The organism is Streptomyces sp. Ag109_O5-10, assembly GCF_900105755.1.
In the GTDB taxonomy this organism is placed as follows: domain Bacteria; phylum Actinomycetota; class Actinomycetes; order Streptomycetales; family Streptomycetaceae; genus Streptomyces.
Genome location: NZ_FNTQ01000001.1, coordinates 4,089,200 through 4,110,129 on the forward strand (window position 1 = coordinate 4,089,200; position 20,930 = coordinate 4,110,129).

Genomic DNA, 20,930 nt, shown 5'->3' on the forward strand with positions numbered 1-20,930 from the left:
CTTACGTCGGGTTTCAGCCCAGCTTCGTCACGTCGCGGACCGCGCCCTTGTCGGCGCTGGTGGCCATCGCGGCGTAGGCGCGCAGGGCCGCGGAGACCTTGCGGTCGCGGTTCTTCGGCGCGTAGACGCCACCCAGGGCCTGCTCGCGGCGGGACAGCTCGGCGTCGTCGACGAGGAGCTCGATCGTGCGGTTCGGGATGTCGATGCGGATGCGGTCGCCGTCCTCGACGAGGGCGATGGTGCCGCCGGAGGCCGCCTCCGGGGAGGCGTGGCCGATGGAGAGGCCCGAGGTGCCGCCGGAGAAGCGGCCGTCGGTGATCAGCGCGCAGGTCTTGCCGAGGCCGCGGCCCTTGAGGAAGGACGTCGGGTAGAGCATCTCCTGCATGCCGGGGCCGCCCTTGGGACCCTCGTAGCGGATCACGACGACGTCGCCGTCGGTGACCTGCTTGTTGAGGATCTTCTCGACGGCCTCTTCCTGCGATTCGCAGACGACCGCGGGGCCCTCGAAGGTCCAGATCGACTCGTCGACGCCGGCCGTCTTGACCACGCAGCCGTCCACGGCGAGGTTGCCCTTGAGGACCGCGAGGCCGCCGTCCTTGGAGTACGCGTGCTCGACGTTGCGGATGCAGCCCTCCGCCCCGTCCTCGTCCAGGGCCTCCCAGCGCTCGGACTGGGAGAACGCCTCGGCGGAGCGGACGCAGCCGGGGGCCGCGTGCCACAGTTCGACCGCCTCGGGCGACGGGGAGCCGCCGCGCACGTCCCAGGTCTTCAGCCAGTCCGCGAGGGAGGGGCTGTGGACGGAGTGCACGTCCTCGTTGAGGAGGCCGCCGCGGTGCAGTTCGCCGAGGAGGGCGGGGATGCCGCCGGCCCGGTGCACGTCCTCCATGTAGTACGTGCGGGTCTTGGCGACGTTCGGGGCGACCTTGGCGAGGCAGGGCACGCGGCGCGAGACCTCGTTGATCTCCTCCAGGCCGAAGGGGACGCCCGCCTCCTGGGCGGCGGCGAGCAGGTGGAGGATCGTGTTCGTGGAGCCGCCCATCGCGATGTCCAGGGCCATCGCGTTCTGGAACGCGGCGAAGGTCGCGATGTTCAGCGGCAGGACCGTCTCGTCGTCCTGCTCGTAGTAGCGGCGGGTGAGGTCCATCACCGTGCGGGCCGCGTCGACGTACAGCCGCTTGCGGGCCGTGTGGGTGGCCAGCACCGAGCCGTTGCCGGGGAGGGAGAGGCCGATCGCCTCCGTCAGGCAGTTCATCGAGTTGGCCGTGAACATGCCGGAACAGGAGCCGCAGGTCGGACAGGCGTTCTCCTCGATCTTGAGGACGTCCTCGTCGGAGACGTTCTCGTTCGCCGCCTCGACCATCGCGTCGATCAGGTCGAGGGTGCGGACCGTGCCGTCCACGAGGGTGGCGCGGCCGGCCTCCATGGGGCCGCCGGAGACGAAGACCGTCGGGATGTTCAGGCGCAGGGCGGCCATCAGCATGCCCGGGGTGATCTTGTCGCAGTTGGAGATGCAGACCAGGGCGTCGGCGCAGTGCGCCTCCACCATGTACTCGACACTGTCCGCGATCAGGTCGCGGGAGGGCAGGGAGTACAGCATGCCGCCGTGGCCCATCGCGATGCCGTCGTCGACGGCGATCGTGTTGAACTCGCGCGGGATGCCGCCAGCCTCCTTGATCGCCTCGGAGACGATCCGGCCGACCGGCTGGAGGTGGGTGTGGCCCGGCACGAACTCCGTGAACGAGTTCGCGACGGCGATGATCGGCTTGCGGCCGATGTCCGCACCCGGTACACCGGAGGCGCGCATAAGGGCGCGGGCGCCCGCCATGTTGCGGCCGTGGGTGACTGTGCGGGACCTCAGCTCGGGCATCGTCGCTCGCTCCTTCAGACAGATAGGGCTGCTGACGAGCGTACGCCCGTTGTTCAGGCCTCGGGACGAGGTGTCCGGAATGCGGGACGCGCGTCTCGCACGGACGGGGATCACGGGTCGGTGATCACGGGTCGGGGATCACGGGTCGAGGATCACGGGTCGGCTCATGGCCCGGTCAGATGTCCCTGCACCACCGGGGCGATTCTGGCCACGATCTGCTCCAGATCCGCGGACGCCAGCGGCTCCAGCTTGATCACGTAGCGCAGCATCGCGCAGCCCACCAGCTGCGCCGCGGCCAGCTCGGCCCGCAGCTCCCCGTCGGGGTGGCCCAGCTGCTCCGCGAGCCGGCGCAGCAGCTGGGCGGCGACCAGCCGGCGGAAGACGGCGGCGGCCGTCTCGTTGTTGACGGCGGAGCGGACGATCGCGAGGAGGGGCGTACGGGTGGTGGGGTTCTCCCAGATGCCGAAGATGAACCGGGTCAGCCGCTCGCCGACGCCGTCCAGCGGACCGTCGGCGACGGCGGCGGGCGCGTTGAGCGCGGGGGCGAAGGCGACCGCGATGGCGGCTTCGAAGATCTGTTCCTTGGTGCCGAAGTAGTGGTGGACCAGGGCGGAGTCGACCCCGGCGGCCTTGGCGATGCCCCGTACGGACGTCTTCTCGTAGCCGTGTTCGGAGAACTCCTCGCGGGCGGCGACGAGGATACGGTCCCGGGTGTCGGCCGACTCGGTACGCGGGGGGCGGCCGCGGCGCCGGGTACCCGCACCGTTTCCGGCCGGGATGCCGCTCACCTGCGGGGCACCTTCACCGCCGAGGCCAGGTGCAGGCGGGTGAAGGCCAGGGCCTCCGCCAGGTCGGCCTCGCGCTCCGCGCCGGACATCGCGCGCCGGGTGTTGACCTCGATCACGACATGCCCGTCGAAGCCGGTGACCGCGAGCCGCTCCAGCAGTTCGGCGCAGGGCTGGGTGCCGCGTCCGGGCACCAGGTGCTCGTCCTTGGCGGAGCCGCGGCCATCGGCGAGGTGGACGTGGCCGAGCCGCCCGCCCATGCGGTCCAGCATGGCGAGCGCGTCGACGCGGGACGTCGCGGCATGGCTGAGGTCGATCGTGAAGTGCCGGTAGTCGTCCTTGGTGACGTCCCAGTCGGGGGCGTAGGCGAGCATCTCGCGGTCGCGGTAGCGCCAGGGATACATGTTCTCCACCGCGAACCGCACGTCCGTCTCGTTCGCCATGCGCCAGATCCCCTCGACGAAGTCGCGGGCGTACTGGCGCTGCCAGCGGAACGGGGGGTGCACGACGACGGCGCTCGCGCCCAGCTTCTCGGCGGCGGCCCGGGCGCGCTGGAGCTTGACCCAGGGGTCGGTGGACCAGACGCGCTGGGTGATCAGCAGACAGGGGGCGTGAACGGCGAGGATCGGGATGCGGTGGTAGTCGCTCAGCCGGCGCAGGGCCTCGATGTCCTGGCTGACCGGGTCGGTCCAGACCATGACCTCCACGCCGTCGTAACCGAGGCGCGCGGCGATCTCGAAGGCCGTCGCCGTCGACTCCGGATAGACGGAGGCCGTGGAGAGCGCGACCTTCGCATCCGGGATGCGGACGACGTCCCTTGGGTTTGCCACGAGGGACAGGTTACGGGGTGGGGACCGGTGGACAGGCGGCGCCTGCCGGCCGTTGTGACGGGGGTCGCGTCGGCGGGTGCGGGGAGAGGGCCGGGCGGCCGGCTCGCCGTCGGAGCTTGCGGTGAGTCCGCGAGGGCGGCGCCGACGTGGTGGTCCGCGCAGTTCCTCCCCCAGCCTTCGGCCGGGGCACCCCGGGCCGGCGGACGGGGCGCTACACCGAACCCATGTGATCGAGGCGCCGCAGGATCACGCCTTCCCGCAGTGCCCACGGGCACACTTCCACGCTCTCCACCTCGAACAGGTCCATCGCGGCCTCCGCCACCAGTGCGCCCGCGACCAGCTGGCCCGACCGGCCCTCCGAGACTCCCGGGAGTGCGGAGCGCTGGGCCGTGGTCATCGCCGCCAGTTTCGGGACCCAGGTCTCCAGCGAGCCGCGCTTGAGTTCGCGCTGGACGTAGAGGCCTTCGGCGGAGCGGGCCGCGCCGGCGATGCGGGCCAGCTGCTTGAAGGTCTTGGACGTGGCGACCACGTGGTCGGGGGCGCCGAAGCGGCTGAACTCGCCGACCGTACGGGCGATCTCGGCGCGTACATGACGGCGCAGTGCCCGTATGTCGTCGGAGGACGGCGGGTCGCCGGGGAGCCACCCCGCGGTGAGCCGGCCGGCGCCGAGCGGCAGCGAGACGGCCGTGTCGGGCTCCTCGTCGATGCCGTACGCGATCTCCAGGGAGCCGCCGCCGATGTCAAGGACCAGCAGCTTTCCTGCGGACCAGCCGAACCAGCGGCGGACCGCGAGGAAGGTCAGGCGGGCCTCCTCGGCGCCGGTGAGGACTTGGAGCTCGACGCCGGTCTCGGCCTTCACGCGCGCGAGGACGTCGTCGGCGTTGCTGGCCTCGCGCACGGCGGAGGTGGCGAACGGCAGCAGGTCCTCGACGCCCTTGTCCTCCGCGGCCTGGAGGGCGCCGTGGACGACTCCGACCAGTTTCTCGATGCCGTCGGGGCCGATCGCTCCCTCGCCGTCGAGGAGTTGGGCAAGGCGCAGCTCCGCCTTGTGCGAGTGCGCCGGCAGCGGGCGCGCGCCGGGGTGCGCATCCACCACCAGCAGATGCACCGTGTTGGATCCCACGTCGAGGACACCGAGTCTCATGTACGGAACTGTACGGAACACTGCTGACAGGGGTCCCTGAGCAGTCCCCGGAGTGGCCTTCGGCGACTTACCCTGGACGGGTGCCAAAGACGAAAAAGACGAAGGACCACAAGGCCGCCAAATCAGCCGGCGGTTCTTCGCGGGCGAAGCCGCCGAAGCAGTCGAAGCCGCCGAAGACCGCCCTCGCCGCGGACGAGAAGGGTCTCGACTTCGCACGGGCCTGGGTGGAGTTCCCGGATCCGGCCGACGACGAGCAGGTGTTCCGCTGTGACCTGACCTGGCTGACCTCGCGCTGGAACTGCATCTTCGGCAGCGGCTGCCAGGGCATCCAGGCGGGCCGCGCGGACGACGGCTGCTGCACGCTGGGTGCGCACTTCTCCGACGAGGACGACGAGAAGCGGGTCGCCGAGCATGTGGCCAGGCTCACGCCGGAGATCTGGCAGCACCACGACGAGGGCACGCGGGGCGGCTGGATCTCGGAGGACGAGGAGGGCTCCCGCCAGACCCGCCCGTTCCAGGGCTCCTGCATCTTCCAGAACCGCCCCGGTTTCGCCGCCGGCGCCGGCTGTTCGCTGCACATCCTCGCGCTGCGGGAGGGCCGCGAGCCGCTGGAGACCAAGCCCGACGTCTGCTGGCAGCTCCCGATCCGCCGGACCTACGACTGGATCGACCGCCCCGACGACACGCGGGTCCTCCAGATCTCGATCGGTGAGTACGACCGCCGGGGCTGGGGTCCGGGCGGCCACGACCTGCACTGGTGGTGCACCTCGGCGACCTCGGCACACGGCGCGGGCGACCCGGTGTACGTCTCCTACCGCCCGGAGCTGACCGAACTGATGGGCAAGGCCGGCTACGACCGCCTGGCAGAGCTCTGCGAGGAACGCCTCGCTTCCCAGCTCCCCCTTCTGGCACCGCACCCGGCCGATCCGGTGGACTGACACCCCCTGGAGCGCCCTGTGACGGGCGCCGGGGGGAGGAACTGCGCGACCTGCCACCGCGCTGCCGCGGCGCCCGCCGGGTCCGTGGCCGCCTCTCAGCGCCCGCCTGGCTGACAGCAGGCCCCGCCGCACTCACGAAGCCGGCGGTGGGGTTTCGCTGCCGGGGTCGGTGGGTGAAGTCGGCGCCGTGGGGCTCGGGGTGCCGGAGTCCGTGGGGGTCGGGGTGGGCGAAGGCGAGCTCGGCGGGTCGGTGGGCGGCGCTGTCGGCTGGGTGGTCGGGGCGGTTGCCGTCGGTGTCGGTGCCGGCCTCCCCGCAGGGGGCGGTTTCGGTCCGCGGCGCGTCGGCGGAGCCATCCCGAAGCCGTCGATCGACACCACCGCTCCCGCCGGCGCCACCGCCACCCGCGCGCTCCAGTGCCCGGCCGGCTCCCGCAGGTGATCGACGTACACCTTGATCGTGAACGTCTCGCCCGGCCGGAGCGTTCCGGACGGCCTGGAGAAGTACAGCCAGCCCGCCGAGGTGGACACCGACCACCGCACCGCCGCGCCCCCGGACGCCGTGAGCGTGATCAGGGTCGTGTCGCCGTCGTTCGCGGCGGTCACGGCGAGGTGCGCGGCACCGACCTTCCTCCGGTCGGCTCCCGTGACGCCGATCACCTCCACCGACACGTCGGCCTTGCCGTCCTTGCCGATGCGCGGCCCGGGTCTGGTGCTGGCGTTGCCGGCGTTCTGGTAGCCCTTGCCCGTGTCGCCGTCGAGCGCGTCGGGTCCTGCGGCCTCCCGCGCGGTCACGGACGGCCCGTCGTGGCCCTCCCCCGGCGAGCCCCGGTAGGCCGCCCACAGGGCCAGCACCGGCGCGGCCACCACCGTGGCGACCACGGTCGTCGTGACGGCACGCGCGCGTAGCCGGTCGCGGCGGGCCGCGTGGTCCTTGGGGTCCATCGGGAAGCCGCGCCGGTCGAAGCGCGGGGAGGCGGCGCCACGCGCGCGTGGCTGGTGCGCCATGGCCACGTGCAGGGCCGCGCGGGGGGCCTCCAGGACGGGCAGCTCGGCGGGCGTGGTCATCGCGCCGGGCCACCGGCCGGGGGCGGCGCGCTCGGCGGTACGGCGGCAGCGCGGGCAGTCGTCGACGTGCCGGACCAGTTCGCGGCGCAGGGCGCTGCTGAGGACGAGCTGGCTGTCGCCGGTGAGGTGGGACACGCTCGGGCAGCCGCCGGTCTCGACGACGGCGAGGGCGGCTCGGGTGCGTTCGACCTCGCAGGCGGCGGAGGCGAGCAGCTCCCGGGCGCCGGCCAGGTCCATGCCGAGGACGGCGGCGACCTCGTGGGCGGCCAGGTGGTGGCGTACCGCGAGTTCGAGCGCCTCGCGCTGCTCCGGGGTGGTGCCGGCGGCTTCCGGCCAGGCGAGCAGCGCCAGTTCGCGGCGCCTCTCCTCCTGGGTGTCGGCGGGGACCACGGGGTCGGCGGCGGGGGCGGGGTGCCGGCCCGCCGCGTGGGAGGTCTGACGTTTCTGCTTGGCCTGGGCGAGCCCGCGCAGACAGGCCCAGCGGGCCAGCGCGTACAGCCAGGCCCTGCGGTCGCCGGCTGCCTCCGGGACGCGCTGGCCGCGCCGCTCGGCGAGGGCGAGGACGTCGCCGAGCGCGGTGGTGGCCGCGTCGTGGTCGCACAGCACCGAGAGGCAGTAGGTGAACAGCCCGTCCAGGTACGGCTCGTAGCGTGCCGGCGGGCGCTGCGCCAGCGCACGCGCCGCCGCACGATCACGCGCCGCCCGCACCTCCCGGTGTGCCCGGTGTGCGCCGGTCGTTCGGGCCGAGGTCTCCGCACTGCTGCTCATCACCCGTGCGACCGTAGGCGGCGCCGTATGCCCCCTTCTGGTGGCTTGAGCTCTTTTAATCCGTACGGGTGAAACGATCCCTCAATCGGGGACGGGAACCTGTTCTACCGTGGCTCGTTCCCGTCCCGGGGTGGCCGGGACCGGTCCACCCACACCTGTCACTCAGGCCACCGCGACCCCGCTGTCAGTGGCGGGGGCTACGGTTTCCGCATGGCTGCCCGTACCAAGACCTCGAAGGACCGCCCGTCCTACCGCTGCACCGAGTGCGGCTGGCAGACGGCCAAGTGGCTCGGCCGGTGTGCCGAGTGCCAGGCGTGGGGGACGATCGAGGAGTACGGCGCGCCCGCGGTCCGGACGACGGCACCCGGCCGGGTCACCACCTCCGCCGTGCCCATCGGCCAGGTCGACGGCCGGCAGGCCACCGCCCGCCCCACCGGCGTCCCGGAGCTGGACCGCGTCCTCGGCGGCGGCCTGGTCCCCGGTGCGGTGGTGCTGCTCGCCGGCGAGCCCGGCGTCGGCAAGTCCACCCTCCTGCTCGACGTGGCCGCCAAGTCGGCCAGCGACGAGCACCGCACGCTCTACGTCACCGGCGAGGAGTCGGCGAGCCAGGTCCGGCTGCGCGCCGACCGCATCGGCGCCATCGACGACCACCTCTACCTCGCCGCCGAGACCGATCTGGCCGCTGTCCTCGGCCACTTGGACGCGGTGAAGCCGTCGCTGCTGATCCTGGACTCGGTGCAGACCGTCGCCTCCCCCGAGATCGACGGTGCGCCCGGCGGCATGGCCCAGGTCCGCGAGGTGGCCGGCGCCCTCATCCGCGCCTCGAAGGAGCGGGGCATGTCCACGCTCCTCGTGGGCCACGTCACCAAGGACGGCGCGATCGCCGGACCACGCCTCCTGGAACACCTCGTGGACGTCGTCCTGCACTTCGAGGGCGACCGGCACGCCCGGCTCCGCCTGGTCCGGGGCGTCAAGAACCGCTACGGCGCCACGGACGAGGTCGGCTGTTTCGAGCTGCACGACGAGGGCATCACGGGCCTCGCCGACCCGAGCGGACTCTTCCTGACCCGCCGTGCCGAACCGGTCCCGGGCACCTGCCTGACCGTCACCCTGGAGGGCCGCCGCCCGCTGGTCGCCGAGGTCCAGGCGCTGACCGTGGACTCGCAGATTCCGTCCCCGCGCCGGACCACGTCCGGCCTGGAGACCTCCCGGGTGTCCATGATGCTGGCGGTGCTGGAGCAGCGCGGCCGGATCAGCGCGCTCGGCAAGCGGGACATCTACTCCGCGACGGTCGGCGGGGTGAAGCTCTCCGAGCCCGCCGCCGACCTGGCCATCGCCCTCGCCCTGGCCTCCGCCGCCAGCGACACCCCGCTCCCGAAGAACCTGGTCGCCATCGGTGAGGTCGGCCTCGCGGGCGAGGTCAGACGGGTCACCGGGGTCCAGCGCAGGCTCGCGGAGGCACACCGGCTCGGCTTCACGCACGCCCTCGTACCGGGCGATCCCGGCAAGATCCCGGCGGGCATGAAGGTCCTGGAAGTGGCCGACATGGGGGACGCGCTGCGGGTGCTGCCACGCTCCCGTCGCCGAGAGGCCCCACGGGAGGCAGAGGAGCGCCGGTAGACTTTGCCCTGGTCTCGCCCGTCCGTACGAACCGAGTGCGGGGACGGCAGCGCCTCAGAACCTGCGACCGGAGGAGTGCAGTGGCAGCCAACGACCGGGCAGGAGCTCCCGGAAAGTCCGGTGGGAGTGCCGGTACCGATGGCCTGATGCGCGCCTCGCTGAGCGCCGTGGCTCCGGGCACGTCCATGCGGGACGGCCTGGAGCGGGTCCTCCGCGGCAACACGGGCGGACTCATCGTCCTCGGCTTCGACAAGACGGTCGAGTCGATGTGCACGGGCGGATTCGTCCTGGATGTCGAGTTCACGGCGACCCGGCTGCGCGAGCTGTGCAAGCTCGACGGCGGCATCGTGATCTCCTCCGACCTGTCGAAGATCCTCCGGGCGGGCGTGCAGTTCGTGCCCGACGCGACGATCCCCACGGAGGAGACCGGCACCCGCCACCGCACGGCGGACCGCGTCTCCAAACAGGTCGGGTTCCCGGTGGTCTCGGTCTCCCAGTCCATGCGGCTGATCGCGCTGTACGTCGAGGGCCAGCGCCGCGTCCTGGAGGACTCGGCGGCGATCCTGTCCCGCGCGAACCAGGCGCTGGCGACCCTGGAGCGGTACAAGCTCCGCCTGGACGAGGTCGCGGGGACGTTGTCGGCGCTGGAGATCGAGGACCTGGTGACGGTCCGGGACGTGTCCGCCGTCGCCCAGCGTCTTGAGATGGTCCGCCGGATCGCCACGGAGATCGCGGAGTACGTGGTCGAACTGGGCACCGACGGGCGGCTGCTCGCCCTGCAGCTGGACGAGCTGATCGCCGGGGTGGAGCCCGAGCGCGAGCTGGTGGTCCGGGACTACGTCCCCGAGCCGACGGCGAAGCGCTCCCGCACGGTCGACGAGGCGCTGTCCGAGCTGGACGCCCTGAGCCATGCGGAGCTGCTCGAACTGCCGACGGTGGCACGGGCCTTGGGGTACACCGGGTCGCCGGAGGCGCTGGACTCGGCGGTGTCGCCGCGCGGCTTCCGGCTGCTGGCGAAGGTGCCGCGGCTGCCGGGGGCGATCATCGACCGGCTGGTCGAGCACTTCGGTGGCCTGCAGAAGCTGCTCGCCGCGAGCGTGGACGATCTGCAGACCGTGGACGGCGTCGGCGAGGCCCGGGCCCGGAGCGTGCGCGAGGGTCTGTCGCGGCTGGCGGAGTCTTCGATCCTCGAGCGGTATGTCTGATTCAGCCGACTAACTCGGGGCGTTGCGTTGTTGGCGGCTGCGGACTGGTGGGGGCTGGTCGCGCAGTCCCTCCCCCAGCCTTCGGCCGGGGGTACCCCCGGCGCCCCTTCGGGGCGCGCTGCCCAACCGTCTCTCATATAGCCGCGGGCAGTCGTGCCTCCCCCAGTGCCTTAAGGGCCTGGGAGGTGCCCCCAGGGCGGCACGGGTGGGCGCGGCGGCACCCTGCAAGCGCCGGTAAGCGTCCCCACCCCCGCCCGGCTCCCGCCGCCTGCTGCTAGTGCCGCAACAGGCAACGTTCGCCCCGTCACGACGCCCGGCACGCACTCTCGCCGCACCGGCCGAAAGCCCAAGTACATCCAGTACGAGGACTTCCGGCCGGCACGCCGAGAGCACGCACCGGACGCCGCTCCTTGACGGGCAAACGTTGCCTGCCGCGGCTCTAGTCCGCCGCGAGCACGAAGGACGCCTGGGCCTTGGCGTACTCCGGCGCCTCGGCCTCCAGCAGGTACGTGCCCGCCCCGGCCGACCCCGCAGGAGGCGTCGCGCACTGGGGGGCGCTCGGCTTCCGGTCCCACTTCAGGGTGTACGTGATGCTGCTCCCGGACGGCACCCGGTACCACCGGCTCCCCGCCGACTTCGGGCAGTCCGCCGACGACCAGTAGGTGTCGTCCGCGCTGGCCTGCGTGATGGTCAGCACCGCGTTCTTCGGCCCGAGGTCGATCTTGCAGTCGCTGGACGACGTGTTCTTCGCGGTGAGCTCGAAGGTCGGCGTCTGCTCGGGCGAGTAGGAGTTGTGCAGGCTCCGCAGCGTCAACGCCACCGAGCCGGCTGTGCAGTTGGGCAGCGAGGAGGTCCCCGGCAGCGAGGCGACCGTACCGCCGGACCCGGACGTCACGTCGCCCCCCGAGCCGGTGGAACCGCCCGAACCGCCCGAGCCACCCGACGTGCCGCCACCCGAGCCGCCCGAACTCCCGCCGTCGCCACCGGAACCGGAAGCCGAACCGGAACTCGCACCGGAGCTCGAACCGGAACCGCCCCCCGAAGCGCCCCCGCTCGACCCGTCCCGGCCGCCCGGCGCCTGGCTGATCGCGGGTCCGCTGCCGGAGGGTCCCGGCGTGATCGTGGACACGGGATTCTTGCCGTTCGCCCCGTTGTCGCCCTTCTTGCCGCCTCCGCCGCCCGACGTGACGATCCAGACGATCAACAGCGCCAGCAGGGCGACCACGGACACCATGACGACCCTCCGTCGCCAGTAGATGGAGGAGGGAAGCGGCCCGACCGGATTGCGCAGAGATCCCACGGCGCAAACTGTACGAGAGATCCGTGCAGTTCCTCGCCCCACCCGCCGCCCAGACCTCAACTTTTCCGGATCATCATTTCGGCAACTCCCGTCGGCGCGGCCACCCTTCGCCGCGAGGGGCGTCAAGCCCGAACCCGCCGCGCCCGCGCCGCGAACCACGTCCACCCCACCCGTCGCCGGACGTGGCAGGATCGGAAGGGCCATGACTGAGAAGCTTCACACCCCTGTGATCGCCTGGTTCGACGCCCACGCCCGCGACCTCCCCTGGCGCCGCCCGGAGGCGGGCCCGTGGGGTGTGATGGTCAGCGAGTTCATGCTGCAGCAGACCCCGGTGAACCGGGTCCTGCCCGTGTACGAGCAGTGGCTGGCCCGCTGGCCGCGCCCCGCCGACCTCGCCGCGGAGGCGCCCGGCGAGGCGGTCCGCGCCTGGGGCCGGCTCGGCTACCCGCGCCGTGCCCTGCGGCTGCACGGCGCCGCCGTCGCCATAACGGAACGGCACGGCGGGGACGTACCGACGGATCACGCGCAGCTGCTCGCGCTGCCGGGCATCGGCGAGTACACCGCCGCCGCGGTGGCCTCGTTCGCGTACGGGCAGCGGCACGCCGTGCTGGACACCAATGTGCGGCGGGTGTTCGCGCGGGCGGTGACCGGTGTGCAGTATCCGCCGAACGCCACCACCGCCGCCGAGCGCAAGCTCGCCCGCGAGCTGCTGCCGCAGGACGAGAAGACCGCCGCCCGCTGGGCCGCCGCCTCGATGGAGCTGGGCGCGCTGGTGTGCACGGCGAAGAACGAGACGTGCCAGCGGTGCCCGATCGCCGGGGAGTGTGCCTGGCGGCTGGCGGGCAAGCCCGAGCACGCGGGGCCGCCGCGGCGCGGGCAGACGTACGCCGGTACCGACCGGCAGGTGCGCGGCAAATTGCTGGCCGTCCTGCGGGAGGCGCACGTGCCGGTGCCGCAGACGGTGCTCGACCGGGTGTGGCACGAGCCGGTACAGCGGGCCCGCGCGCTGGACGGGCTGGTCTCGGACGGCCTGGTGGAGCCGCTCGCGGGTGACCTGTACCGGCTGCCGCTGAGCTGACGTACAGGCACATCACAGGCGGCGGGGCTCTGTTACGGCCCTGCCGGCCCGTCAAATCACCGCATAGTGGGGCATAAGCGTGCGCCCGCTTACCCCGAACCTACTTCCGTTACACAACCGACGGACAGCCGATTGCTAGCCGCAGGCTGCTCCGCACAGCCCCGTGACAACGGGTCCGTAGCTTCGTTTCTGTGCCCGCCAGGACCGCGGGACGACAGGAACTCAGACTCAGGGCCGGGGAAAACGGGGATCGGGAGGCGGTTGATCATGGCGCAGGGCGAGGTGCTCGAATTCGAGGAGTACGTCCGCACTCGACAGGACGCGCTGCTGCGCAGCGCCCGCCGGCTCGTCCCGGACCCGACGGACGCGCAGGACCTGCTGCAGACGGCGCTGGTCCGGACGTACGGCCGCTGGGAGACCATCGAGGACAAGCGGCTCGCGGACGCCTACCTGCGCCGGGTCATGATCAACACGCGGACCGAGTGGTGGCGGGCCCGGAAGCTGGAGGAGGTCCCGACCGAGCAGCTGCCCGACGCGTGCGTGGAGGACTCCACCGAGCAGCACGCGGACCGCGCTCTCCTCATGGACATCATGAAGGTGCTGGCTCCGAAGCAGCGCAGTGTCGTGGTGCTGCGACACTGGGAGCAGATGTCCACGGAGGAGACGGCCGCCGCCCTCGGCATGTCGGCCGGAACGGTCAAGAGCACGCTGCACCGGGCGCTCGCCCGGCTCCGCGAGGAGCTGGAGTCACGCGACCTCGACGCACGCGCGCTGGAGCGTGAGGAGCGGGAGCGTTGCGCGGCCTGACCGGCACGGGTTCCAGCAGGGGCCCCGCGAGTGCACAGGCGGTGATCACGGCGACGGCCGTGCTCGCCGCCGTCGCCCTTTTCGCCGCGGCCTGCGGCACCGGCGGCACCGGAGCCCGTGACGAGGGTCCGGCGCACGCCGGCTCGGTCGCGCCCGCCCCGGCCGCCAAGGCACCCTCACCCAACCCGTCGCAGACGTACGAGAAGGTCGACGCGGTCGCCCTGGTGAAGGCCGACCCGGCCGTCTCGGCCACGGTGAAGCGGGACCTGAAGCCGTGCTCGGGCGACGAGTACCCCATCGACGTGACGTACGGCGAGCTGACCGGCGGCCCGGTCGAGGACATCGTCGTGAACGTACTGACCTGCGGGGACGCGGTCGGGGTCGGGGCGTATGTGTACCGCAGGGAGAGCGGCGCGTACAAGAACGTCTTCAAGGCCGAGGAGTCCCCGGTCTACGCGGAGATGGACCGGGGCGACCTGAGCGTGACCAAGCAGGTGTACGAGAAGGGCGACCCGGTGTCGAGCCCCTCCGGCGAGAACGTGATCACCTACAGCTGGTCCGGAGGACGCTTCGTCCAGGAGGACTTCCACCACACCGACTACGGCAACGCGGCCGGCAGCGGCGACGACCCCACCCCGATGCCCTCCCCGGCCAACTGAACCAGCGGAAGCCGCCGCACCCGCCGTACCCACTTGATCCCCCCACCGACCACCGACCACCGAGAGAGCCGGGATGGCAGACCAGACCCACGTGCTGTTCGTCGAGGACGACGACGTCATCCGCGAGGCCACCCAGCTCGCCCTGGAGCGGGACGGCTTCGCGGTCACCGCCATGCCCGACGGCCTGTCGGGCCTGGAGGCATTCCGCGCCGACCGGCCCGACATCGCCCTGCTGGACGTGATGGTCCCGGGCCTGGACGGGGTGAGCCTGTGCCGGCGCATCCGTGACGAGTCGACCGTCCCGGTGATCATGCTGTCGGCGCGGGCCGACTCGATCGACGTGGTGCTGGGCCTGGAGGCGGGCGCCGACGACTACGTGACCAAGCCGTTCGACGGGGCCGTCCTGGTCGCCCGGATCCGGGCGGTGCTGCGCCGCTTCGGGCACGCGAGCGGCGGCGAGAAGCCGCGCGAGGACGCCGCGGAGGTGACCGGCGGCCTGCTCACCTTCGGCGACCTGGAGATCGACACCGAGGGCATGGAGGTGCGCCGGGCCGGGCAGCCGGTCGCGCTGACGCCCACCGAGATGCGGCTGCTCCTGGAGTTCTCCTCGGCGCCGGGGACCGTGCTCTCCCGCGACAAGCTGCTCGAACGCGTCTGGGACTACGGCTGGGGCGGGGACACCCGCGTCGTCGACGTCCACGTGCAGCGGCTGCGCACCAAGATCGGCCAGGACCGGATCGAGACGGTCCGTGGTTTCGGCTACAAGTTGAAGGCCTGAGCGAGGCGGTCATGCGGGGGTTCTCCAGCCGGTACCGGGGTCCGGGGTTGCGCACCGGACTCAGATGGAAGCTGAGCGCGGCGATCGCGATGGTCGGCGCGCTGGTCGCGATCGCGCTGAGCCTGGTGGTGCACAACGCCGCCCGGGTCTCGATGCTGGACAACGCGCGCGAGCTGGCCAACGAGCGGCTGCAGATCGGCCAGCGCAACTACGAGCTGTACGGGAGGGCGAACTTCCCCGACGTCAAGGTCGACGACCCCCGGCTGCCGCCCGCCCTGCGCGAGCGGGTCGAGGCGGGGCGCCGGGCGACCGACGTCGTCGACCACGGCAGCGGCGCGCCGGACATCTGGGCCGCGGTGCAGGCCAAGGACGGGCGGGTGCTGTCCCTGCACAGCACGTTCGCCAACCGCAGCAGCAACGTGCTGAAGGACCTCGACCAGGCCCTCGTCATCGGCTCCATCGCGGTCGTCCTCGGCGGCAGCGCGCTCGGCGTGCTGATCGGCGGGCAGCTCTCGGTCCGGCTGCGCAAGGCGGCGGCCGCGGCCAACCAGGTCGCCCAGGGCGAGCCGGACGTGCGGGTGCGGGAGGCGATCGGCGGTGTCGTACGGGACGAGACCGACGACCTGGCGCGGGCCGTCGACGCCATGGCGGACGCGTTGCAGCAGCGCCTCGAGGCCGAACGGCGGGTGACGGCCGACATCGCGCACGAGCTGCGTACGCCGGTGACCGGCCTGCTCACGGCGGCCGAGCTGCTGCCGCCCGGCCGTCCGACCGAACTGGTCCTGGACCGGGCGAAGGCGATGCGCACCCTCGTCGAGGACGTGCTGGAGGTGGCCCGCCTCGACAGCGCGTCCGAGCGGGCCGAGCTGCAGGACATCATGCTGGGCGAGTTCGTGGCCCGGCGGGTGGCCGCCAAGGACCCGGAGATCGAGGTGCGGGTGGTGCACGAGTCGGAGGTCACCACCGACCCGCGCCGGCTGGAGCGAGTGCTGTTCAACCTGCTCGCCAACGCGGCCCGGCACGGCAAGCCGCCCATCGAGGTGACCGTCGAGGGCCGGGTCATCCGGGTCCGCGACCACGGCCCCGGCTTTCCCGAGAAGCTCCTCGCGGAGGGGCCGAGCCGCTTCCGCACCGGCAGCGAGGACCGGGCCGGCCAGGGCCACGGCCTCGGCCTGACCATCGCGGCGGGCCAGGCCCGGGTCCTGGGCGCCCGCCTGACCTTCCGCAACATCCGCCCGGCCGGGGCACCCGCGCACATCCCGGCCGAGGGCGCGGTGGCCGTCCTGTGGCTCCCGGAGCACGCCCCGACGGCCACCGGCAGCTACCCGATGCTCCCGGGGCCGACCCAGACGGGGAGCCGCTGACGCTCAGGCGGAGGCCCCGAGTCACTCTCAGGTGGTGGCCAGGAGTGACTCTCAGGTGGGGGCCACGAGGAGTTCCTCGCCGCGGGACGGGCGGAGTCCGTCGGTGCGGCCGGCGAAGCAGCGGTCGGCGAGTTCCTCCGCCGGGACATGGCGGGTCTCCCGCCGGGACATGGCGGGTCTCCCGGAAGCCGGCCTCGCGGGCCATCGCCGCCTGGGTCCGCCGGGTCGCCTCGACGTCCGTGTCCGGCCGAGCCGCAGCCCGACCTCGTCCTCGATCCCGATGACGTGCGGCGGCGCGTCGGCCGCGGGTGCGGTGCCCGCCACAGCGCGGTGCGGACGGCGGTGTGGTCGGGCCCGGGCTCCGCCGGCAGGCTCAGAACTCCTTGGAGAAGTCGAGCTCTTCGCTGCGCTCGGTCAGCGAGTACCAGTTGCCGTTGTCGTCGCGGAAGATCGCCTCGATGCCGTACGGCCGTTCCTTGGGTTCCTGGACGAACTCGACGCCCCGCGCCCGGAACGTCTCGTAGTCGCCGCGGCAGTCGTCCGTGCGGAAGGCGCCGGCCCCCATGACCCCCTTGGCGACCAGCCGGCGCAGCGCCTCGGCGGACTCGGGGTCGAGGCCCGGCCCGTCCAGGCGCATCAGGGCGAGTTCGACACCGGGCTGTTCCTTGGCGCCGACGGTGATCCACCGCATGTCGCCCATCGCGATGTCGTCGCGCACCTCGAAGCCGAGCTTCTCGGTGAAGAAGGCCTTGGTGCGCTCCTGGTCGAAGGTCCACACGGTGGTGATGGCCAGGCCCTGGATCATGGGTCCGCTCTCCTGCCTGCCCGGTCTCGGCCTCAGCCGCCGGACGGTCGCTGTTCCTGTCCGTCACGGTAGGCAGTGGGGTCCGGCGCGCGCTTCTCGGAAGTTGCGCTTCTGACCGGGAACCCGCCGGCCCAGAGCAGGGCGTAGCAGCCGGGGATGAGCGAGGCGCCGCGGCCGACGTGCTCGGTCCGGTACTCGGTGGGGCTGAGCCCGGTGCGGGCCTTGAACCCCGCCGAGAAGGTGCCGAGGCTGCTGAAGCCGACCAGGTGGCAGATCTCGGTGACGCTGAGGTCCGCGCTGCGGAGCAGCTCCTCCGCCCGCTCGATCCTGCGGTGCGTCAGGTACTGGCCGGGGGTCTCGCCGTATGCCGCCTTGAAGGCGCGCAGGAAGTGGTACCGCGAGTACCCGGCGTGCGCGGCGACCGCGTCGAGGTCCAGGGCCGGATCGGCCCAGTCCCGGTCCATGGCGTCCTTGGCGAGGCGCAGCTGCCGCAGTTTGTCCACGCCGTCAATTCTCGGCCCGGGAACGAGGAAGCGGGGGCCCGGGGGCAGCAGCCCCCGGAACCACCCGCAGCCGGTCTCAGATCGCCTCGACCGCCGGCATCGGCGCCGCCTCGTCCGCCTTCGTCGGCCCGCCCCGCAGGGGGACCTCCTTCACGAAGACCGCCGCCACCAGCACCAGCACGGCGATCACGGAACCGAGCAGGAACGCCGAGTGGGTACCAGCCGACACCGCGTGCTGGTACGCCTCGCGCGCCGCCGCCGGCAGCTTCGCCAGGCTCTTCGCGTCCAGCTGCGCCGACTGCTCGGTGATCTTGGAGCCGAGCGAGCCGGCCCGCTCGGCCATGACGGCCTTGACGCGGTCGTTGAAGATCGCGCCCATGATGGCGACGCCGAAGGAGGAGCCGAGCGTACGGAACAGGGTGGTGGACGAGGACGCGACGCCCATGTCCCTCATCTCCACGCTGTTCTGCGCGACCAGCATGGTGATCTGCATCAGGCAGCCCATGCCGAGGCCGACGACGGCCATGTACACGCCGGAGATGAACCGGGTGGTGTCCGTGTCCATGGTGGACAGCAGGTACAGGCCGATGGCCAGCAGCACGCCGCCCACGAGGGGGAAGATCTTGTAGCGGCCGGTGCTGGTGGTGACCCGGCCGGCGACCATCGAGGTCACCAGCATCGCGCCGAGCATCGGGAGCAGCAGCAGACCGGAGTTGGTGGCGGACGCGCCCTGCACGGACTGCTGGTAGAGCGGCAGGAACAGCGTGGCGCCGAACATCACGAAGCCCACGATGAAGCCGATGATCGACATCAGGGTGAAGTTGCGGCTGCGGAAGATGTGCAGCGGCAGGACCGGCTCGGCGGCCTTGGTCTGCCAGAAGACGAAGCCGATCAGGGCGACGACGCCGATGGCGATCAGTTCCATGATCCGCGCGGACGTCCAGGCGTACTGGGAGCCGCCCCAGGTGGTGACCAGCACGATCGAGGTGATGCCGAGGGTCAGCAGCGCGGCGCCGAGATAGTCGATGCGCGTCTTGTTCCGCTTCTTCGGCAGGTGCAGCACGGCGCTGACGGCGGCCAGCGCGACCACGCCGAGCGGCAGGTTGATGTAGAAGGCCCAGCGCCAGCCCCAGTTGTCGGTGATGGTGCCACCGACCAGCGGACCGCCGATCATGGCGAGCGCCATGACGCCGGCCATCATGCCCTGGTACTTGCCGCGCTCACGGGGCGGCACGAGGTCGCCGATGATCGCCATGACGCCGACCATCAGGCCGCCGGCGCCGAGGCCCTGGACGGCCCGGAACCCGATCAGCTGGCCCATGTCCTGGGCCATGCCGCTGAGCGCGGAGCCGATCAGGAAGATGACTATGGAGGTCATGAAGGCGCCCTTGCGCCCGTACATGTCACCGAGCTTGCCCCAGAGCGGCGTGGCCGCCGCGGTGGCGAGGGTGTACGCGGTCACGACCCACGACAGGTGCTCCAGACCGCCCAGCTCGCCCACGATGGTCGGCATCGCGGTGCCCACGATCATGTTGTCGAGCATCGCGAGCATCATCGCGACCATGAGCGCGAGCATCACGACCCGTACGCTCTTGGGCTCCTTCTCCGGCACCGCGACCGCTGCCGGCGCCTCCGGTGTTTCCTGGCCGGTCTCGGCCGCCTGGGTGTCCGCCATCTCTCCCACTCCCCCTGGCGACAGCTACTTACTTGCCGCCCGGCTAGTTCAGTACACTCGGAAGTTAGACCCGTTGCTAGCCGGGCGTCAAGTAAGTTTACTAGCCGGGCGGCAAGCAAGTTTTCGCGGGAGTACGAGGAGTAAGAGGATGAGCGTCACCATGGACGGCACCAAGCAGCAGCGCCGCGGGAACACCCGCCAGCGCATCCAGGACGTGGCGCTCGAACTCTTCGCCGAGCAGGGCTACGAGAAGACCTCCCTGCGGGAGATCGCCGAGCACCTCGACGTGACCAAGGCGGCCCTGTACTACCACTTCAAGACCAAGGAAGAGATCCTGGTCAGCGTCTTCGAGGACCTGACGCGGCCGATCGAGGACCTGATCGAGTGGGGCAAGGGTCAGCCGCACACCCTGGAGACCAAGCAGGAGATCATACGGCGCTACCACGCGGCGCTGGGCGACGCCGAACCGCTGTTCCGGTTCATGCAGGAGAACCAGGCGACGGTCCGTGAGCTGAGGATCGGCGACACCTTCAAGGACCGGATGCGCGGCCTGCGGAACATCATCATCGACCCGGACGCGGCGCTGACCGACCAGATCCGCTGCATCAGCGCGCTCTTCACGCTGCACGCCGGCATGTTCGTGATGCAGGACATCGAGGGCGACCCCCAGAAGAAGCGCGAGGCCGTCCTGGAGGTCGCCGTGGACCTGGTGACCCAGGCCCACCGGGGCACGCACCCCGCGTGACCGCTCCTTAGAGGGTCACGCCCTTGGCGCGCAGGAAGGCGACGGGGTCGACCGCGGAGCCGTAGTTCGGGGTCGTACGGATCTCGAAGTGCAGGTGCGGGCCGGAGGAGTTGCCGGTGTTGCCGGAGCGGGCGATGTGCTGACCGGTCCTGACGATCTGGCCGACCCGGACGTCGATGCGGGACAGGTGGGCGTACTGCGAGTACTGGCCGTCGCCGTGCTTGACGACGATGGCGTTGCCGTACGCGGGACCGTCGCCGGCGCCGTTGCCGCCGGCCTTGACGACGGTGCCGCCGTGCGCCGCGACGACATCGGTGCCGCTCGGCACCGCGAAGTCCTGACCGCTGTGCCGGGCGGACCACATGCCGCCGGCCTGGTTGAAGGTCGCGGAGAGCGTGTACTTCTTCACCGGGTCGACCCAGGCGGCGGCGCTCGACGTGGCGGCCGACGCGACCCCCGACCCCACCACGGCCGTGACCCCGGCACCGGCGGCCAGAACGGCGGCCCGCCTGCGGAGCGAGGACGTACGGGGGCAACGGAGAGCAGCGCGCAGGGACATCGGAACCTCGTGGAGTAGACGACAGGACCCCCCTCCGGCGGCACCGGCCCACGGGGGCGGCCGCCGAACGGGGCATCTCTTGGTAACCCGGAGGTCCGTAAACGCTCAAACCGCTCTTCTACGACGTTCTCTAGTAAACAGCCCCAGAATTGACCGTTTCTTGACACACGCCATGCCGACAGGGCAAGCCCTGCCCCGCGTCGACACCCGTCCCTGATTCCAGGAGGAAAGTCCCTGTTCCTCCCGGTAGGCGAATCCACTATCCGCCCTAGTAACGGACATTTCGCCCGTGCGGTATGTCACCCACGAGGGCCGCCCCCGACCCCCGCGGACCCCCGGACGGCGAGTGCGGCGAAATCGGCCGTCACCCCGAGCGGAATGCGCCGGCCCCACGGCCGTCGCGCCGCCACCGGGACACCGTGCACCGATACGACG

The 20,930-nt window shown here is 71.8% G+C and carries 19 protein-coding genes and 1 pseudogene; 9 read left to right on the forward strand and 11 right to left on the reverse strand.

The window, feature by feature from the left end; translation table 11 throughout:
- Nucleotides 1-13: 13 nt before the first annotated feature.
- The 4 genes from ilvD to BLW82_RS18750 form a co-directional block, all read right to left on the reverse strand.
- The gene (gene ilvD, locus BLW82_RS18735; RefSeq protein ID WP_093499972.1) at nt 14-1,867 is read right to left on the reverse strand and encodes a dihydroxy-acid dehydratase; all 1,854 of its coding nucleotides are present in this window, start codon (nt 1,865-1,867) and stop codon (nt 14-16) included.
- A gap of 164 nt (nt 1,868-2,031) precedes the next feature.
- Entirely contained in the window at nt 2,032-2,655 is a 624-nt protein-coding gene (locus BLW82_RS18740) for a TetR/AcrR family transcriptional regulator (protein WP_256215869.1), read from the reverse strand.
- Nucleotides 2,652-3,482: a sugar phosphate isomerase/epimerase family protein gene (locus BLW82_RS18745; RefSeq protein WP_093499974.1), complete on the reverse strand. Its 831-nt coding sequence runs from the start codon at nt 3,480-3,482 to the stop codon at nt 2,652-2,654. Before BLW82_RS18745 ends, BLW82_RS18740 begins: the two co-directional genes overlap by 4 nt.
- A gap of 211 nt (nt 3,483-3,693) precedes the next feature.
- Entirely contained in the window at nt 3,694-4,626 is a 933-nt protein-coding gene (locus BLW82_RS18750; RefSeq protein WP_093499976.1) for a Ppx/GppA family phosphatase, read from the reverse strand.
- 80 nt (nt 4,627-4,706) lie between these two features.
- Between BLW82_RS18750 and BLW82_RS18755 the strand changes: the two genes are divergently transcribed.
- Entirely contained in the window at nt 4,707-5,564 is an 858-nt protein-coding gene (locus BLW82_RS18755) for a DUF3109 family protein (protein ID WP_093499978.1), read from the forward strand.
- A gap of 132 nt (nt 5,565-5,696) precedes the next feature.
- Here the strand turns inward: BLW82_RS18755 and BLW82_RS18760 are convergent, their stop codons facing one another.
- Nucleotides 5,697-7,400 carry a BACON domain-containing protein gene (locus tag BLW82_RS18760; RefSeq protein ID WP_093499980.1) on the reverse strand — a complete coding sequence of 568 codons (1,704 nt, stop codon included), beginning with the start codon at nt 7,398-7,400 and terminating at the stop codon, nt 5,697-5,699.
- A 207-nt stretch (nt 7,401-7,607) separates the two neighbouring features.
- Here BLW82_RS18760 and radA point away from each other — a divergent pair, with 207 nt between their 5' ends.
- Both radA and disA read left to right on the forward strand, forming a co-directional pair.
- Nucleotides 7,608-9,017, forward strand: coding sequence for a DNA repair protein RadA (gene radA, locus BLW82_RS18765; protein WP_093499982.1), 1,410 nt, complete (start codon nt 7,608-7,610; stop codon nt 9,015-9,017).
- Nucleotides 9,018-9,097: 80 nt separating this feature from the next.
- Nucleotides 9,098-10,222, forward strand: a complete 1,125-nt coding sequence (gene disA / locus BLW82_RS18770) for a DNA integrity scanning diadenylate cyclase DisA (protein ID WP_093499984.1) — start codon at nt 9,098-9,100, stop codon at nt 10,220-10,222.
- 439 nt (nt 10,223-10,661) lie between these two features.
- Here the strand turns inward: disA and BLW82_RS18775 are convergent, their stop codons facing one another.
- Nucleotides 10,662-11,522, reverse strand: a complete 861-nt coding sequence (locus BLW82_RS18775; RefSeq protein WP_177232992.1) for a hypothetical protein — start codon at nt 11,520-11,522, stop codon at nt 10,662-10,664.
- A gap of 202 nt (nt 11,523-11,724) precedes the next feature.
- Here BLW82_RS18775 and BLW82_RS18780 point away from each other — a divergent pair, with 202 nt between their 5' ends.
- The 5 genes from BLW82_RS18780 to cseC all read left to right on the forward strand — a co-directional run bounded on the left by BLW82_RS18780 (nt 11,725) and on the right by cseC (nt 16,208).
- Entirely contained in the window at nt 11,725-12,600 is an 876-nt protein-coding gene (locus tag BLW82_RS18780) for an HhH-GPD family protein (RefSeq protein WP_093499986.1), read from the forward strand.
- A 267-nt stretch (nt 12,601-12,867) separates the two neighbouring features.
- Nucleotides 12,868-13,407 (forward strand): SigE family RNA polymerase sigma factor, encoded by a 540-nt coding sequence (locus BLW82_RS18785; protein WP_093499987.1) that lies wholly within the window; start codon nt 12,868-12,870, stop codon nt 13,405-13,407.
- Nucleotides 13,395-14,066 (forward strand): hypothetical protein, encoded by a 672-nt coding sequence (locus tag BLW82_RS18790; RefSeq protein ID WP_093499989.1) that lies wholly within the window; start codon nt 13,395-13,397, stop codon nt 14,064-14,066. The genes BLW82_RS18785 and BLW82_RS18790 overlap by 13 nt, the downstream gene beginning before the upstream one ends.
- 73 nt (nt 14,067-14,139) lie before the next feature.
- Nucleotides 14,140-14,844: a two-component system response regulator CseB gene (gene cseB, locus BLW82_RS18795; RefSeq protein WP_093499991.1), complete on the forward strand. Its 705-nt coding sequence runs from the start codon at nt 14,140-14,142 to the stop codon at nt 14,842-14,844.
- An 11-nt stretch (nt 14,845-14,855) separates the two neighbouring features.
- Nucleotides 14,856-16,208: a two-component system sensor histidine kinase CseC gene (gene cseC, locus BLW82_RS18800; RefSeq protein ID WP_093499993.1), complete on the forward strand. Its 1,353-nt coding sequence runs from the start codon at nt 14,856-14,858 to the stop codon at nt 16,206-16,208.
- Between the two features lie 249 nt (nt 16,209-16,457).
- Here cseC and BLW82_RS46310 read toward each other — a convergent pair.
- The 4 genes and pseudogenes from BLW82_RS46310 to BLW82_RS18815 all read right to left on the reverse strand — a co-directional run.
- Nucleotides 16,458-16,585, reverse strand: a pseudogene (locus tag BLW82_RS46310) (SAM-dependent methyltransferase); the annotation flags it as partial.
- A complete protein-coding gene (locus tag BLW82_RS18805; protein WP_093499995.1) occupies nt 16,582-17,013 on the reverse strand; it encodes a VOC family protein in 432 nt (143 codons plus the stop codon). The pseudogene BLW82_RS46310 and the gene BLW82_RS18805, both read right to left, overlap by 4 nt.
- A gap of 32 nt (nt 17,014-17,045) precedes the next feature.
- Complete coding sequence (locus tag BLW82_RS18810; RefSeq protein ID WP_371131499.1) at nt 17,046-17,507, reverse strand: helix-turn-helix transcriptional regulator; 462 nt, start codon at nt 17,505-17,507, stop codon at nt 17,046-17,048.
- An 85-nt stretch (nt 17,508-17,592) separates the two neighbouring features.
- Nucleotides 17,593-19,191 carry an MDR family MFS transporter gene (locus BLW82_RS18815; RefSeq protein ID WP_093499997.1) on the reverse strand — a complete coding sequence of 533 codons (1,599 nt, stop codon included), beginning with the start codon at nt 19,189-19,191 and terminating at the stop codon, nt 17,593-17,595.
- Between the two features lie 148 nt (nt 19,192-19,339).
- Between BLW82_RS18815 and BLW82_RS18820 the strand changes: the two genes are divergently transcribed.
- The gene (locus tag BLW82_RS18820) at nt 19,340-19,936 is read left to right on the forward strand and encodes a TetR/AcrR family transcriptional regulator (RefSeq protein ID WP_093499999.1); all 597 of its coding nucleotides are present in this window, start codon (nt 19,340-19,342) and stop codon (nt 19,934-19,936) included.
- 7 nt (nt 19,937-19,943) lie between these two features.
- Here the strand turns inward: BLW82_RS18820 and BLW82_RS18825 are convergent, their stop codons facing one another.
- Nucleotides 19,944-20,495 (reverse strand): M23 family metallopeptidase, encoded by a 552-nt coding sequence (locus tag BLW82_RS18825; protein ID WP_093500001.1) that lies wholly within the window; start codon nt 20,493-20,495, stop codon nt 19,944-19,946.
- Nucleotides 20,496-20,930 lie beyond the last annotated feature (435 nt).